Genomic DNA, 15,263 nt, shown 5'->3' on the forward strand with positions numbered 1-15,263 from the left:
GGGGGCTCGGGAGCCTCGATGACACAAGCCAAGACGTCCCCCGGCACACGACGTATTCTGGTGGTTCGCAACGACAAGCTGGGCGACTTCATGCTCGCCTGGCCGGCCCTGGCCTGCCTCAAGCGGGCCGATCCCGATAACCATATCAGCGTCCTGGTACCGGGATATACCGCCCCGTTGGCCCATGCCTGTCCGTGGATCGATGCGGTGCTCCTCGACCCGGGCACCGTGCGCGATCGCACGGCCCAGCGCCACCTGCTCACCACGCTGCGCGGGAAGCGCTTCGACGCCTTGCTGACGCTGTACTCGACGCCGCGGGTGGGATGGCTGGGCTGGCGGGCAGGCATTCCGCTGCGGCTGGCTCCGGCCACCAAATGGGCGCAGGTATTCTACAACCATCGCATCGTGCAGCGCAGGTCACGCTCGCGAAAGCCCGAATACCAGTACAACCTCGAGCTCGCCGAAGCCCTGCTGGACAGGCTGGGCCAGGCGCCTCCCGGCACGCTCGCCCCGCCGTACTGGCCGCTGCCGCTGACCGCGCGTGACGAGCAACGCCGTCGCTTGGCCGAGGAACTCACGCTGGATCCGGCACGCCCGTGGGTCTTCATGCACGCCGGCAGCGGCGGCTCGGCGGTCAATCTCTCCCCGGCCCAGTATGCCTCCCTGGCGGCCATCATCGATGGGCAAGCGACTACCGCGCAGCGCCCCGTCTGGTTGCTGACCGCCGGGCCCGGCGAGGCCGCCGCCGCCCAAGCGCTCCAGGCCACCCTGCGCAAGCAGGGACTCGAAGCCGCCGTGGCGCCACCGCGCCCGCGGCTGGAAGATTTCGCCCTCAGCCTCTCGGCAGCGGACCTGTTCATCGCCGGCTCCACCGGTCCGCTGCACATTGCCGGTTGCCTGAACGTTCCGACTGCCGGTTTCTATCCGGCCAAGCGTTCCTCGACCCCATTGCGCTGGCAAACCTGCAACGCGGCCGAAAGGCGCCTGGCATTCTGCCCGCCACCGGGCAATGGCAGCGAAACCGACATGTCGCGGATCGACCTCGAGGCAGCGGCGCAAGCTATCCTCGATTTGATGAGCGCCCACTCCCGTCACGGAACCTTCTCATGAAGCCTATTACCGGTATCGTCATCACCCTGAACGAAGAGAACAATATCGCGGCTTGCGTCCAATCGCTGTTCCAGGTTTGTGATGAGGTCATCGTCGTGGACTCGCTCAGCCGGGACGATACCGTCAATATCGCTTCGGCCGAGGGGGCCAGGGTCATCGAGCAAGCCTATCTTGGCGATGGCCCGCAAAAGGCCTTCGGTGTTCCTTACGCCAAGAATGACTGGATACTGGCTCTCGATGCCGATGAGCGGCTCGATGCCGATGCCATCGCACTGATCGAGACCCTCGACCTCAGGGACCCCAAGCAGGCCTTCGGCTTTCGGCGCAAGAATTTTGTCGGTCGCCACTGGATCCGCGCGGCCGGCTTTTACCCGGACCCCGTCGTACGTCTCTATAACCGGACCCAGGCAGGCTATCTGCCCAAGAAGGCACATTCGGCCGTACAAGCCCCTCGCATCACCCAAACCACCGCCCATATCCGTCACTTCACCTATCATGATCTGGCCCACTGGATACAGCGCATCGACCAGCTGTCTTCGCGTGACGCCTGGGCCATGAAGGAAAGGGGCATGCAGCCTTCCCCCTGGCGTCCGGCCGTGCATGCGCTGACTGCCTCGATTCGCAAGTTGATCCTGAAAGGCGGGTTGTTTCAGGGAAGTGATGGCATGACAGTTGCCATCACAACGGCGTTTCATGCGTACATGAAGTACGCCAAGCTCAACGAACTCCACGAGAACGAACGGGGGCACACGGACCCTTGAGTCTGGTCGCCCCCTGCTCAATCCCTTTCGGGCTTGCTAAGCTAAGCGTCGATTCTTCTATAGCGATCTCGGCATGCACGCGTTTCCGATTCCCTCCTGGCTGCGCCAACCACGCTGGTGGGCCCTGACATTCCTCGGCCTATGCTTGGGTCATGCCCTTATCTCGCTGATGACGCTACCATCAAGCCTGACCTTAGTTGTAACAACTATCTGGCTTCTACTTGCCCATAAATTCCACTGGGGAAGTCCGCGCCAACCGCATTCGCCCAAACGTGTCCTGCCTTGGTCGCTGCTGCCACTGGCCCTGTGGTGGGTCTATCTCTACCTGGCCGATAGCTTCGGCGAAGTCGACCTGGGCGCGATCTTCTTCCACCTGCAGGCCGGCATGGCCGAGCATGGCGGGATACGTCGCATCGGCGCCGCCGTGTTCTATACCTTGGCGGCCTTCCTCAGCCTGGTATCCTTCACTTGGCTGGTCCGCCACGACCATCGCTGGCGGCTGTTGGAGCGCGTGCTGGTGCTGTTTCTGCTGGCTACCAACCCGCTATTGTTCGGCATCACCCAGCGGGGTGCGGCCATCGTCACCGAGGATGGCGAATGGTTCGATCGCCGCTATGTCGAACCGCGCATCATCGAGCGCCCCGCCAAGCCACCCAACCTGCTGGTGCTCTACCTGGAGAGCATCGAGCGCACCTATGGCGACCGGGAACGCTTCGGCGATGCCTATGCCGACCTGCATGCCATCGGCGAAAAAGGCATCGTTTTCGAAGGGGTACGCCAGATCGACAATACCGGTTGGACCATGGCCGGCATGATCGCCAGTCAGTGCGGCACCCCGCTGATGCCCGCCGGCCTGCTGCATGACCGTCAGTTCGAACCACTGGACGAGGTAGTACCCGGGATCGACTGCCTGGGCGATCTGCTCAGCGAGCAGGGCTATACCTTGACTTACATGGGCGGTGCCAGCAAGGAATTCGCCGGCAAGGGGCTTTTCTACCACGGCCATGGTTTCGATCATGTCTATGGTCGCGAGGAGCTCGCGCCGCGCCTGGAGGATCCCGAGTATCTCAACAGCTGGGGGCTGTACGACGACAGCCTGCTGAACATGGCCATCGAGGAGATCCGCAAACTCGATGCCCGGCAACGGCCCTGGGGGCTGTTCGCCCTGACCCTGGCCGGCCACGCCCCGACCGGCTATCCGGCCCGCGCCTGCATGGAGCGCCAAGGCGAATTCGACGGCGAGGATATCCTCTACTCGGTGAAATGCAGCGCCTGGCTGGCCCGCGACTTCCTGACACGCCTCGAGGAGCAAGGTCTGCTCGACAATACCCTGGTGGTCGTTGCCAGTGACCACCTGACCATAAAGGTCTCGGCCTGGGAGCAATTGATCGAAGGCCCACGCGAAAACACCTTCATCTTGATCGGCAATGGCTTGGCTCCGGCCCACATCCAGCGTGAAGCTTCGACGCTCGATGAGTTCCCGACAATACTCGAGGCGATGGGCTTCACCATCAACCAGCATCGTGCCGGACTCGGGGCATCGCTGCTATCGCCGGCCCAGACCCTGGTCGAGCGCCATGGGGAGGACGAGATCAACCGGCGACTGCGTGAGGAAAATGCCTTGCAGCAACGGCTATGGGAAGGCCTCGCACCGCAGCGGCAGGCCGAGGAGCCTCCACCAGAGCAAGTGACCGAGACACCCGCCGATGAGGTGAATGACGATGCTTCGGGTATCCCCTAACCAGCGTGGATGGCATCCAGCACGCGCTGGGGCAACAGGGTGTTGAGGCAGTTGGTATGCCCCAGCGGGCAGGTGCGCTCGAAGCAGGGAGAGCAGGAAAGCCCCAGATAGTGGATCTGCGCATTGGCGGTCAACGGCGGGGTATAGGTAGGCGATGAAGATCCGTAGATGGCATGCACCCGCGTGCCCACCGCGGCAGCGACGTGCATCAACCCCGAATCGTTGGTAATCACCTGACAACAGTCGGCCAGCAGATCGACGGCATCCGCCAACCGTGTCCTGCCGCACAGGTTCACCGCGTGCGGCAGGTCCTGGCAGATGGTCTCGCCGGCGGTCACATCCTTGCTTCCTCCCAGCACGCGCACCTCGTAGCCCTCGGCCACCAACGCCGCCGCGAGTTCATGAAAGTAGGCCAGCGGCCATTGCTTTGCCGGCCCGTATTCAGCGCCGGGCATCATGCCGATCGCCGGTCGTGATGACAGTCCATAGGCCAGGCGCAGTTCGACCAGGTTGTCCGGATCCACCGCCAGCCGCGGACGAGGAATGGCAAAGTCGCCGCTCACGGCCTGCTCCTCGGGCAACCCCAGGGACACGAAACGCTTCACCGTCTGATCCAGCACCGACTTGTCGAGCCGCCGCCGTTCATTGAGCAATACCAAGCGTTGCTCGCCGACGAACCCGACTCGATGAGGAATACGCGCCATGAACGGCACCAGGGCCGACTTCCAGGATCGCGGCAGCACGATGGCGCGATCGTAGCGTCCTCGCAACCTGCGGGCCGTTTCGCGCCGCTCGCTCCAGCCCACCTCGCCATGTCCCACGTCCAGCGGCACCACCTCGTCGACTTCGGCCATGCGTTCGAGGATCGGCTGCGACCAGGCCGGTGCCACGACGCCAATCCGGCATCCGGGGTCACGGTGTTTCAGGGTCTTCAACAGGCTTTGTGCCATGACCATGTCACCGACCCAGGATGGCCCGACTACCAGCAGGCGTTCTCCGTTGCCGGTAGCGCCCGCAGGATCAGCCATTCAGCCACTCCAGGTACTCGCGCACCCCTTCGCTCACGGTCTTGAACTCGGCGCGGTAACCGGCGTCGCGCAGGTGCGAGATATCGGCACGGGTATAGCTCTGGTAACGTCCCTTGAGTTCGTCGGGGAAATCGATGAAATCGATGGTCCCCTTACCATAGTAGCCGAGCACCGTCTCGGCGATGGTCTTGAACGGCTCGGCACGCCCGGTCCCCAGATTGAAGATGCCCGAAAGCTCGGGATGATCGAGGAACCACAGGTTGACGTCGACCACATCGCCGACATAGACGAAGTCGCGACTCTGCATGCCGGCCTCGAAGCCGTCCCAGGCACCGAACAGCTTGGGGTTCTCGCCGGCACTCACCTGCGTGTGGTGGTGGTAGGCCACGCTCGCCATCTTGCCCTTGTGCTGTTCGCGCGGGCCGTAGACATTGAAATAGCGGAACCCCACCACCTGGCTGGTGAACTCGTTCCAGCGTGCACGCACATATTGATCGAACAACAGCTTGGAGTAGCCGTAGACGTTCAATGGCTTCTCGTGCTCGGGGGCCTCGACGAACACGTCGCTGCCGCCATAAGTCGCTGCCGAGGAGGCATACAGGAAGGGAATGCCCTTGCGCTGGCAATATTGCAGCAACACCTTGGAATACTCGAAGTTGTTCTCGAGCATGAATCGACCATCCCACTCGGTGGTGTCCGAGCAGGCTCCCTCGTGGAAGATTGCGTCGATCGGTGGCAGAGCGCCATCTTCACCACGCAGTTCGGCCTCGACGCGCATCAGAAAGTCGTCCTTGTCCAGGTAGTCGCCCAGAGCGCAGTCGGCCAGGTTGACGAACTTGGTGCCATCGCTCAGATCATCGACCACCATCACATCCTGGTGGCCACGGGCATTGAGCGCCTTGACCAGATTCGCACCGATGAAGCCGGCACCGCCTGTCACTACGATCATGTCTGTTCCCCTTTAGGTAGCTCCGCAGCCATGGAGTTGGCCCTCGCTGTCATGCCATGGAATGTCTTCACATACATTCCACCTCGTGCCTATAACCGATTACCAGGTAATTGTATACTTGGCGGTTCTTGAATTCATGGGCCAACGGTGCTTCACCAATGACACAGTCGACGCCTGACGTGACAACCTTCCAGGGCCTGATCCTCGCCCTGCAGCAATATTGGGCCGAAAAGGGCTGCGTGATCATGCAACCTCTGGACATGGAAGTCGGGGCCGGCACTTTCCATCCGGCCACATTCCTGCGCGCCATCGGCCCGGAAACCTGGAATGCGGCGTACGTGCAACCATCACGTCGTCCCACCGACGGGCGCTACGGCGAGAATCCCAACCGCCTGCAGCACTATTACCAGTTCCAGGTAGTGATGAAACCCTCTCCCTCCGACCTGCAGGACCTGTACCTGGGTTCCCTGGAACGCCTGGGCCTCGACCCGCTGGTCCATGATATCCGTTTCGTCGAAGACAACTGGGAATCGCCGACGCTGGGTGCCTGGGGGCTGGGCTGGGAAGTCTGGCTCAATGGCATGGAGGTGACCCAGTTCACCTACTTCCAGCAGGCCGGAGGGATCGAATGCTTCCCGGTCACCGGCGAGCTGACCTACGGCCTCGAGCGCATCGCCATGTACCTGCAGGACGTCGACAGCGTCTATGACCTGGTGTGGACCCTCGCGCCGGACGGCACCCGGGTCACCTATGGCGACGTCTACCTGCAGAACGAACGTGAACAATCGACCTATAATTTCGAATATGCCGATGTCACGACCCTGTTCGCCGCCTTCGACCATCAAGAGCGCGAATGCGGCAAGCTGCTCAAGGCTGGTCTGCCGCTGCCCGCCTACGAGATGGTGCTCAAGGCTTCGCACACCTTCAACTTGCTCGATGCCCGTCACGCCATCTCGGTGACCGAGCGCCAGCGCTATATCCTGCGCGTGCGGACCATGGCCCGTGACGTGGCTCACGCCTACTACGACTCACGCAAGGCGGCCGGTTTCCCCATGGCTCCCGAAGCCTTGCGTGCCGAATTGCTTGCCGAACAGGGAGACGCTTGAGCATGGCATCCACCACCTTTCTGCTCGAACTCGGTGTCGAGGAACTGCCACCCACCGCTATCGACTCTCTCTCTGACGCACTGGCACAGAGTCTCGGTGGCGGTCTGCTCGCCGCCGAGGTCCCCTTCGGCAGCATGCATGCCTATGCCACGCCGCGACGCCTGGCAGTGCAGATCACGCAACTGGCCGACAAGCAACCCGACCGTGAGGTCGAGCGTCGTGGCCCGGCGCTCGCCGCCGCCTTCAAGGACGGAGCGCCGACCAAGGCTGCCGAAGGCTTCGCTCGTTCCTGCGGCGTCAGCGTGGATGACCTGATCCACCTGGAGACCGACAAGGGCACCTGGCTCGGCTATCGCGAGCAGCAACGCGGCGAGGCGACCACAACGCTGCTACCGGACATCGTCACCCGAGCCATCGCCGCCCTGCCGGTGCCCAAGAACATGCGCTGGGGAGCCTCGCGGACCGAATTCTCACGCCCCGTGCACTGGCTTGTCATGCTCTATGGCGACAAGGTCGTCGAGGCAGAAGCCCTGGGGCTCACGGCCTCTCGCATCACCTACGGCCACCGCTTCCATGCGCCGGCAGCCATCGAGCTGCGCCATGCGGACGACTACCTGGCGGCACTGGAAGAGGCCTATGTGCTGGCCGATCGCGATCGTCGCCGGGAGCGCATTCGCGAGCAGGTCTTGGCCGAGGCCGAGTGCTATGAGGCCACTGCGGTGATCGACGAGGAACTGCTGGTCGAGGTCAGCGGCCTCGTCGAATGGCCGGTAGCGCTGACCGGCAGCTTCGATGAACGCTTTCTCGCAGTGCCGCCGGAATGCCTGATCTCGTCGATGAAGGCCAATCAAAAGTACTTCCACCTGCTCGACGACCAGGGTCGCCTGAAGCCGCTGTTCATCACCATCGCGAATATCGACAGCCAGGATCCGCAGCAGGTCATCCATGGCAACGAGAAGGTCATTCGTCCGCGCCTGGCGGATGCGGCCTTCTTCTATGACACCGACCGCAAGACGCCACTGGACTCACGCCGCAAGGGGCTGGCCAGCGTGGTCTTCCAGCAGCAACTCGGCACCCTGGCGGACAAGGCGAGCCGTAGCGCCGTCGTCGCCTGTCACATCGCCGAAGGTATCGATGGCGATGTTACGCATGCCGAGCGCGCCGCCCAGCTCGCCAAGTGCGACCTGGTTACCGAGATGGTACTGGAGTTCCCCGAGCTGCAGGGCATCATGGGCTGCTACTACGCCCGCCACGATGGCGAACCAGAAGATGTCGCTCAGGCGCTCTACGAGCAGTACCTGCCACGCTTCGCCGGCGATGCCATCCCTCAGACCCGTACCGGCCTGGCCCTGGCCCTCGCCGACCGCCTGGACACGCTGACCGGCATCTTCGGTATTGGTCAGCGCCCCACCGGTACCAAGGATCCTTTCGCCCTGCGTCGTGCCGCTATCGGCGTGCTCAATATCCTGATCAAGGGCGAACTGGACCTCGACCTGCGTGAACTACTCACGCTGGCAGCCGAGCAGCACCGGGATCTTCCCAAGGCCGAAGGCTTGGTCGATGCCGTACTCGACTATATGCTCGAGCGCTTGCGCGCCTGGACCCAGGACGAGGGAATCGGTGTCGAAGTCTATCTTGCCGTGCGAGCCCGTCCGGTCACCAAGCCGCTGGATTTTGCACGACGCGTGCGTGCCGTGCATGCTTTCAGCCAGCGCGAGGAAGCCGCCGCCTTGGCTGCCGCCAACAAGCGTGTCTCGAACATCCTCGCCAAGGAGCAGCATGCCGGCAGCACGGCCGTCGACAGCAAACTGCTGCAGGAGGATGCCGAGAAGGCGTTGGCGGGAGCCCTTGAGGCCTGTCGCGACGCGGTCGCGCCGCTGTTCCTTGCCGCGCGCTACAGCGAGGCACTGGACATCCTAGCTGGCCTGCGCGAGCCGGTGGACCGCTTCTTCGACGATGTCATGGTCGTGGTCGACGACCAGGCCGTACGACGTAACCGCCTGGCCCTGTTGGCTAGCCTGCAAGCCTTGTTCCTCGAAGTGGCGGATATCGCCGAACTACAGCAGTAGCCACGCACCTTTGATGCAACATGCAAGGGCCGGCTTCACAGCCGGCCCTTTTTCATGGACGAGTGTTTCACGTGGAACAACAGCAGGATCCGCCGTCGATCTGTTGCCTTTCGAGTCGGTCGTCAAGCTAGCTCAAGAGGCTTTTACCGATCCGCTCATATGCGTCATGCTTCTTGTATTGCTCTTTACCACTTTCCCGGGAGGCTTCTCATGAATGACGTCTTGGCTGGTTTTCGTGACAGTTTGGAACACCCCTCCCCACCCGATGGGTTATCGCCACTCCTCACTGCGCTGTGGTGGGCTGGCAAGGGGGAATGGGCACGAGCCCATGATCGGGTCGCTGCACTATCCGGCCCCGACGCCGCTTGGCTGCACGCCCACCTGCATCGCTGGGAAGGTGACCTGAACAATGCCAGCTACTGGTACCGCAATGCCGGACGCGAGATGCCCGACAATGATCTCGATTTCGATGCCGAATGGCTGAGCATTGCCCAGGCACTGCTGCGGGTATCGCAGTGATGGTGCAGTAGTGTTTCACGTGAAACACTAGACCAAGGACTCGCCTCCATTAATCCGTTGTTTTCCAAACCAACAGGACTTTCCCGCTCATGCCCATTGCTCCCAAGCTCGTGATTCTCGATCGTGACGGGGTGATCAATCTGGATTCGGACAATTACATCAAGTCACTCGACGAATGGGTTCCTTATCCCCAAGCCATCGCGGCTATCGGCCAACTCTGCCGAGCCGGTTGGACGGTCACCGTGGCCACCAATCAGTCGGGAATCGCCCGCGGCTATTATGACGAGAATACGCTGGCCGAAATGCACGAACGCCTGCACCAGCTTGTAGCAGCAACCGGCGGCGCCATCTCGGCTATCGCCTACTGCCCGCACGGCCCCGATGATCAGTGCGACTGCCGCAAGCCCAAACCGGGGCTGCTGTTGGAGATCCAGCAGCGGCTTGGCCTGGAGAGCCTGCACGAAGCCTGGTTGGTTGGCGACAGCCTACGTGATCTGCAGGCCGGCAATGCCGTGGGCTGCCGTGTCGCGCTGGTGCGTACGGGGAAGGGCCTGGAAACGGAACAACGCCAGCAGGAGGAGCCTTTGGTGAGCGCACCGGTCTTCGATGATCTCGCTGCATTCACAACGTGGTTGCTAGCCACTACGGAATAGAAAAAGCCGGCGACTTGAGGCTGTGTGATAACCCCTCCCACAGCCTCAGAGGCGGCGAACAAAAAATGCCCCGGAGTCATCTTCGGGGCAATTTTCGTTGAAGTGATGATAGAGTTGCCAAGAGTTGGGGGCTCTGAAGGCTCAACCGAGCCTTGCCAGCAGCCCCTTGACGCCAAGAATATTGATCGCCCGCATCAGGTTGTAGCTCAGTACGCCCAGACTGTATTCGCTATGGGCGGAAGAGAGCCCCCAGCAGGTCAGTCGTCCCTTATTCAGTAAGCGCTTCAAGGTCGCGAAGGTAGGCTCCACAGTCGCCATGCGGTGGATCATTCGTTCGGGTGTCGCCTTCGCCTGTGCCTGCCTCAGCGCCTCTTCATGGAAGTGGCGGGTCACCCAGCGTCGGTCCGCCGTTGTGCAGCGAGCCTGTAACGGACACACGCTGCAGCCGGTGCGAGCGTATAGGTGCATCCGCTGCCGGGTGTTGATCGTCTTGTGGTGCAGCAATTTACCCGCCGGGCAGCGATAGGCATCCTCCTCCGCCAAGTAGGTAAAGTCGCTTTTTTGGAAGAACTCGCCTGCCCCCTGGTTGTTGACTGCCCTGTTCGGCGGGACGGCGACGTCCACTCCCTTCTCCTGGCTGCCCTTGATCTGCTCTCCATTAGAATAACCCGCATCGGCCACGACGGTTTCCAGTTCGCCCTCCAAAGCCTCCTGAGTGGCCGCCGCGGTCACCGGTTCCCGTTGCTGGTTGTCAGTCCTCGCCTGGGTCAGCTCATGATGCACCACCAGTTGGTACTCAGCATCGACGGCGTTCTGGGCGTTATACCCCACCACCATGCCTTCGCGCCCGGATTTCATCAGCCGGGCGTCCGGCTCGGTCCGGCAGGTCTGGATTGATCGTTATCCACCAGCGCCTTGAGTTCATCCTGGAGTTCGGATTTATGGGAATGCAAGTAAGCCAGGGCGTCGTTCACCTTGTCCCGATCCAGGTCGGTCTCCGTCTGCTGATCCGACTTGGCCAGCTCGCCCAGATAACGGGCGATCTTCTGCTCCAACTGACCCAGTTGCTTTTCCAGCTGCTTGCGGGTCACCGCCTGGTCCTTGCTCGCCGCCGCCTTGAACTTGCTGCCATCAATGGCGACCAGGGGCCCGCTGACCAGTCCGGCTTGCTTGCAGAACAGGACGAACTGGCGGTACACCCGCTTTATCGCCTGGCCGTTGTCCTTGCGGAAGTCGGCAATCGTCTTGAAGTCCGGCGCCAGCTGCTTCATCAGCCACAGGACTTCCAAGTTGCGGTGGCATTCCTTTTCCAGGCGCCGGCTACTGCTGGTCTGGTTGAGGTAGGCGTAGAGATAGAGCTTGAGCAAATCACCCGGATGGTAGGGACGCCGGCCGGTGGCCGCCGTATGCGCCTTGTCGAAACCCAGTTCGACCACGTCCAAGGAGTCCACAAAGGCATCGATCACCCGAACCGGGTGATCTTCCGGTACATACTCTTCGATACTGGGCGGGAGCAGTGACGTTTGGCTGCGGGGCTGTCCTTGCAGGTGGCGCATAAAAAATAGCCGTGAACGGATGAGTTCACGACTATCTTGCCAGCTTAGAAGGCTGTTTTCACACAGCCTCGATTTGCCGGCTTTTTTGGGCCTCCCCTCTTACAACCCACTTGAATGTTTCACGTGAAACATCAAGCGAGCGGTCGCGTTCACACGCCTACCTCTTTACACGTCCAGGTTAGCCACTAGAGCGAAACGCTCGATGAAATCCCGGCGTGGTTCGACTTCATCCCCCATCAGGGTGTTGAACATCATGTCGGCCGCCACCGCGTCTTCGATAGAGACCCGCAGCATGCGGCGGGTAGTCGGGTCCATGGTGGTCTCCCACAGCTGATCGGGGTTCATCTCGCCCAACCCCTTGTAGCGCTGGATCGAGAAGCCGCGCTGGGCCTCCTTCATCAGCCACTCCAAGGCATCGTAGAAAGTGGCGATGGGCTGCTGGCGCTCGCCGCGAGCGACATAGGCCCCCTCTTCCAACAGGCCTTCCAAGGTTTCGCCGAGCTGGGCCATGGCGCGATAGTCGGCACTGCGGAAGAAATCCATGCCCCACACATAGTCCGTGGTCACGCCGTGAGCCGTCAGTGAGACCCCCGGCAGGAACAAGCCACGCTCGGTATCCTCGTGCAGCTGAAAGGTATAGCGCGGACCGCCTTCATAGGCGACCAGGGCATCCATTTCACCCTGCAGATAGTCGATCCAGTTCTGCATGGTGACACGATCCTTGAGGCTCTGCTCCCCATCCAGGCTGGCCGCATGAACGATCTTGCGCAACACCTCATTGGGGTAGACGCGCGACAAGCGGTCGATGCGATTCATGACGTCACGGTACTGATTGACCAACGACTCGAGCTGCTCACCGGCAATGCCAGGGGCATCCGGGTTGACATAGAGCCGCGCACCATCCAGCGCCGTGGTCGTCAGGTAGTCGATCAGTGCCTGTTCGTCCTTGAGATAGCTTTCCTGCTTGCCACGCTTGATCTTGTACAGTGGTGGCTGGGCGATAAACACATGACCGCGTTCTATCAGTTGCGACATCTGACGGAAAAAGAACGTCAGCAGCAGCGTACGGATGTGAGAGCCATCGACATCGGCATCGGTCATGATGATGATCGAGTGATAGCGTAGCTTATCCGGGTTGAATTCCTCGCGACCGATACCACACCCCAGTGCCGTGATCAGGGTGCCGACTTCGGCAGAGGACAGCATCTTGTCGAAACGAGCCTTCTCGACATTCAGAATCTTGCCCTTGAGCGGCAAGATGGCTTGGGTGCGCCGATCGCGTCCCTGCTTGGCACTGCCGCCTGCTGAGTCACCCTCGACCAGATACAGTTCCGACAGACTGGGATCCTTCTCCTGACAGTCGGCCAGCTTGCCCGGCAGGCCGGCGATATCGAGCGCCCCTTTGCGGCGCGTCATGTCGCGAGCCTTGCGAGCCGCTTCCCGGGCGCGTGCCGCCTCGAGCATCTTGTTGACGATCGCCTTGGCCTCATTGGGGCGCTCGACCAGATACTCCGAGAATAGCCGCCCCATTTCCTGTTCGACGGCAGTCTTGACCTCGGACGACACCAGCTTTTCCTTGGTTTGCGAGGAAAATTTGGGATCAGGCACTTTCACCGAAATGATCGCCGTCAAGCCCTCACGCGCATCGTCGCCGGAGGTGTTGACCTTGGCCTTCTTGAGCAGTCCTTCGGCCTCGATGTAACTGTTCAGCGTGCGCGTCAATGCCGCGCGGAACCCTGCCAGATGCGTTCCGCCGTCGCGCTGCGGAATATTGTTGGTATAACAGAAGATATTTTCGGCGAAGGTGTCGTTCCACTGCATTGCGATTTCAACGCTGGTGCCGTCTTCGCGCTCGGAGTTGAAGTGAAAGACCGGATTGAGGGTCGACTTGTTGGTATTGAGGTGGTCGACGAATGCCTTCAGCCCCCCCTCGTAATGGAAGAGCTCCTCCTTGCCGCTACGCTCGTCAAGCAGACGGATCGCCACCCCGGAATTCAAGAACGAGAGTTCTCTCAGACGCTTGGCGAGGATATCGTAATGGAATTCGATGTTACCGAAGGTCTCCGGCGACGGCTTGAAATGCACACGGGTGCCACTCTTCTCGGTCTTGCCCACCACCGCCAGTGGCGCTTCCGGCACACCATGGTGGTAGATCTGTTCGAAGACCTCGCCAGCGCGCCAGATGGTCAGTTTCAATTCTTCCGATAGCGCATTGACGACCGAGACCCCAACGCCATGCAGCCCGCCCGAGACCTTGTAGGAATTGTCATCGAATTTGCCACCGGCATGCAGCACCGTCATGATGACTTCCGCGGCCGAAACGCCTTCTTCCTCATGAATATCGGTAGGCACACCGCGTCCATTATCGCTGACGGTTACCGACTCATCCGGGTGAATGATGACACGAACCTCGCTGCAATACCCCGCCAGGGCTTCATCGATGGAGTTGTCCACCAGCTCGAACACCATGTGGTGCAGACCCGTCCCGTCATCGGTATCGCCAATGTACATCCCGGGACGCTTGCGTACTGCATCCAGGCCCTTGAGAACCTTGATACTCGATGAGTCGTAAGCTTGTTCGCTCATTGACTACTCCGTCGTGAAGTCTTTCATTGTGTCGAGACGCCCATGTTTCACGTGAAACATCGCGACTGGCGTATCCGGTTGCCACGCTCCATCGAGAGCCCCCGGTTCGACACTGGTGATAAATACCTGACAGCGCATCCACTCCAGCCAACGGCAAAAGACATGGCGATGCCGTTCGTCGAGCTCAGCGGGCAGATCGTCGATCAAATACACACAGGTACGCGCCGTGGCTTGCTCCAACAGACGTCCCTGGGCCAGCTTCATCGCACTGACCACCAGTTTCTGCTGACCACGAGACAATACTTCTACGGCTGGTCGCCGTTGGAGGCGAATGCGCAGATCAGCACGCTGAGGGCCCTGCTGGGTAAATCCCATCTGCCGATCGGTGTCTCGGCCCTGGAGCAACACCTCTGCCAACGACCGCTGACGATCCCACCCACGCGAGTAGCGCAGCGACAAATCCGGCAATGGTAGAAGCTCCCTCAACGTCTCCTCGAACACCGGCAGAAACGCTTCCATATAGTCGCGTCGCAACTCGTCGAGCTGCTCGCTCCAGTGCACCAACTCGCCTTCCCATACTCCCAAGGAGCGTTCGTCAATTCTACCATGCCTGAGCAGGGCATTCCGATGTTTCAAGGCGCGGCGCACACGCTTCCAGATCGACAGGAAATCGTGTTTCACGTGAAACACACCCCAATCGAGAAATTCGCGTCTGGCGGCGGGAGAGCCTTCGATCAAACGAAATGCATCAGGGTTGATAAGCTGCAAAGGAAGCGCTTCGACCAGTTGCGCAACACGCGTGACGCGCTCCCCCGCCATGCGCATTTCAAGCTCACTGCTATCGCGCTGACGACGAATGCCCAGCGGGATTGGCGGGTCGCCGGCCAGGCGCCCGTGCAACGTCATCCCTTGGGCCTCATGAGCAATCGCATGCTTGAGCTGCTGGGTACGGAAAGAGCGCCCCATGCCCAGGACATGAATGCCTTCGAGTAGGCTGGTCTTGCCACTGCCGTTGGCGCCTACGATCACGTTGACCCCTGCCCGTGGCCGCATTTCCAGATGGGTTAGATTGCGTAACCCCATGAAACTCAAGCGGTCGAGGGTCATAATCGAGGATCCCGCGGCACCCAGGATGAGTGCCGCATCGAATGGAAAACAGAAGGGCTGCAATGCCGGGTGTGGGGA

Annotated in this window: 13 protein-coding genes; 7 read left to right on the plus strand and 6 right to left on the minus strand. The window is 61.1% G+C overall.

Features of this window, described 5'->3' with window-relative positions; translation table 11 throughout:
• Positions 1 to 18: 18 nt before the first annotated feature.
• The 3 genes from ACFOEV_RS09575 to ACFOEV_RS09585 all read left to right on the plus strand — a co-directional run bounded on the left by ACFOEV_RS09575 (position 19) and on the right by ACFOEV_RS09585 (position 3,612).
• The gene (locus ACFOEV_RS09575) at positions 19 to 1,110 is read left to right on the plus strand and encodes a glycosyltransferase family 9 protein (RefSeq protein ID WP_386773264.1); all 1,092 of its coding nucleotides are present in this window, start codon (positions 19 to 21) and stop codon (positions 1,108 to 1,110) included.
• A complete protein-coding gene (locus ACFOEV_RS09580) occupies positions 1,107 to 1,871 on the plus strand; it encodes a glycosyltransferase family 2 protein (RefSeq protein ID WP_386773266.1) in 765 nt (254 codons plus the stop codon). Before ACFOEV_RS09575 ends, ACFOEV_RS09580 begins: the two co-directional genes overlap by 4 nt.
• A gap of 73 nt (positions 1,872 to 1,944) precedes the next feature.
• Positions 1,945 to 3,612, plus strand: coding sequence for a sulfatase-like hydrolase/transferase (locus ACFOEV_RS09585; protein WP_386773268.1), 1,668 nt, complete (start codon positions 1,945 to 1,947; stop codon positions 3,610 to 3,612).
• On the opposite strand, the gene waaF is transcribed toward ACFOEV_RS09585, so the two are convergent.
• Positions 3,609 to 4,640, minus strand: coding sequence for a lipopolysaccharide heptosyltransferase II (waaF, locus tag ACFOEV_RS09590; RefSeq protein WP_386773270.1), 1,032 nt, complete (start codon positions 4,638 to 4,640; stop codon positions 3,609 to 3,611). The genes ACFOEV_RS09585 and waaF overlap by 4 nt on opposite strands.
• A complete protein-coding gene (gene rfaD / locus ACFOEV_RS09595; RefSeq protein ID WP_386773272.1) occupies positions 4,633 to 5,589 on the minus strand; it encodes an ADP-glyceromanno-heptose 6-epimerase in 957 nt (318 codons plus the stop codon). The genes waaF and rfaD overlap by 8 nt, the downstream gene beginning before the upstream one ends.
• 158 nt (positions 5,590 to 5,747) lie before the next feature.
• On the opposite strand from rfaD, the gene glyQ reads away from it, so the two are divergent.
• The 4 genes from glyQ (at position 5,748) to gmhB (ending at position 9,936) form a co-directional block, all read left to right on the plus strand.
• Entirely contained in the window at positions 5,748 to 6,695 is a 948-nt protein-coding gene (gene glyQ, locus ACFOEV_RS09600) for a glycine--tRNA ligase subunit alpha (RefSeq protein WP_386773274.1), read from the plus strand.
• Between the two features lie 2 nt (positions 6,696 to 6,697).
• On the plus strand, positions 6,698 to 8,764 hold the full coding sequence (gene glyS / locus ACFOEV_RS09605; protein WP_386773276.1) for a glycine--tRNA ligase subunit beta: 2,067 nt from the start codon (positions 6,698 to 6,700) through the stop codon (positions 8,762 to 8,764).
• A gap of 210 nt (positions 8,765 to 8,974) precedes the next feature.
• A complete protein-coding gene (locus tag ACFOEV_RS09610; protein ID WP_386773278.1) occupies positions 8,975 to 9,283 on the plus strand; it encodes a hypothetical protein in 309 nt (102 codons plus the stop codon).
• A gap of 89 nt (positions 9,284 to 9,372) precedes the next feature.
• On the plus strand, positions 9,373 to 9,936 hold the full coding sequence (gmhB, locus tag ACFOEV_RS09615) for a D-glycero-beta-D-manno-heptose 1,7-bisphosphate 7-phosphatase (protein ID WP_386773280.1): 564 nt from the start codon (positions 9,373 to 9,375) through the stop codon (positions 9,934 to 9,936).
• Between the two features lie 141 nt (positions 9,937 to 10,077).
• On the opposite strand, the gene ACFOEV_RS09620 is transcribed toward gmhB, so the two are convergent.
• The 4 genes from ACFOEV_RS09620 to recF form a co-directional block, all read right to left on the minus strand.
• On the minus strand, positions 10,078 to 10,794 hold the full coding sequence (locus ACFOEV_RS09620) for a transposase (RefSeq protein ID WP_386773282.1): 717 nt from the start codon (positions 10,792 to 10,794) through the stop codon (positions 10,078 to 10,080).
• Positions 10,794 to 11,492 (minus strand): transposase, encoded by a 699-nt coding sequence (locus tag ACFOEV_RS09625; RefSeq protein ID WP_386773284.1) that lies wholly within the window; start codon positions 11,490 to 11,492, stop codon positions 10,794 to 10,796. Before ACFOEV_RS09625 ends, ACFOEV_RS09620 begins: the two co-directional genes overlap by 1 nt.
• Before the next feature lie 165 nt (positions 11,493 to 11,657).
• Positions 11,658 to 14,078: a DNA topoisomerase (ATP-hydrolyzing) subunit B gene (gyrB, locus tag ACFOEV_RS09630; protein WP_386773286.1), complete on the minus strand. Its 2,421-nt coding sequence runs from the start codon at positions 14,076 to 14,078 to the stop codon at positions 11,658 to 11,660.
• Positions 14,079 to 14,081: 3 nt separating this feature from the next.
• The gene (recF, locus tag ACFOEV_RS09635; RefSeq protein ID WP_386773287.1) at positions 14,082 to 15,185 is read right to left on the minus strand and encodes a DNA replication/repair protein RecF; all 1,104 of its coding nucleotides are present in this window, start codon (positions 15,183 to 15,185) and stop codon (positions 14,082 to 14,084) included.
• Between the last annotated feature and the right edge of the window lie 78 nt (positions 15,186 to 15,263).

The sequence above is a fragment of the Litchfieldella rifensis genome (genome assembly GCF_042646605.1).
Lineage (GTDB): Bacteria > Pseudomonadota > Gammaproteobacteria > Pseudomonadales > Halomonadaceae > Litchfieldella > Litchfieldella rifensis.

Coding starts and splice junctions, on each gene's coding strand:
- ACFOEV_RS09575 (WP_386773264.1), top strand. CDS start 19: ATGACACAAGCCAAGACGTCCCCCGGCACACGACGTATTCTGGTGGTT.
- ACFOEV_RS09580 (WP_386773266.1), top strand. CDS start 1,107: ATGAAGCCTATTACCGGTATCGTCATCACCCTGAACGAAGAGAACAAT.
- ACFOEV_RS09585 (WP_386773268.1), top strand. CDS start 1,945: ATGCACGCGTTTCCGATTCCCTCCTGGCTGCGCCAACCACGCTGGTGG.
- waaF (WP_386773270.1), bottom strand. CDS start 4,640: ATGGCTGATCCTGCGGGCGCTACCGGCAACGGAGAACGCCTGCTGGTA.
- rfaD (WP_386773272.1), bottom strand. CDS start 5,589: ATGATCGTAGTGACAGGCGGTGCCGGCTTCATCGGTGCGAATCTGGTC.
- glyQ (WP_386773274.1), top strand. CDS start 5,748: ATGACACAGTCGACGCCTGACGTGACAACCTTCCAGGGCCTGATCCTC.
- glyS (WP_386773276.1), top strand. CDS start 6,698: ATGGCATCCACCACCTTTCTGCTCGAACTCGGTGTCGAGGAACTGCCA.
- ACFOEV_RS09610 (WP_386773278.1), top strand. CDS start 8,975: ATGAATGACGTCTTGGCTGGTTTTCGTGACAGTTTGGAACACCCCTCC.
- gmhB (WP_386773280.1), top strand. CDS start 9,373: ATGCCCATTGCTCCCAAGCTCGTGATTCTCGATCGTGACGGGGTGATC.
- ACFOEV_RS09620 (WP_386773282.1), bottom strand. CDS start 10,794: ATGAAATCCGGGCGCGAAGGCATGGTGGTGGGGTATAACGCCCAGAAC.
- ACFOEV_RS09625 (WP_386773284.1), bottom strand. CDS start 11,492: ATGCGCCACCTGCAAGGACAGCCCCGCAGCCAAACGTCACTGCTCCCG.
- gyrB (WP_386773286.1), bottom strand. CDS start 14,078: ATGAGCGAACAAGCTTACGACTCATCGAGTATCAAGGTTCTCAAGGGC.
- recF (WP_386773287.1), bottom strand. CDS start 15,185: ATGACCCTCGACCGCTTGAGTTTCATGGGGTTACGCAATCTAACCCAT.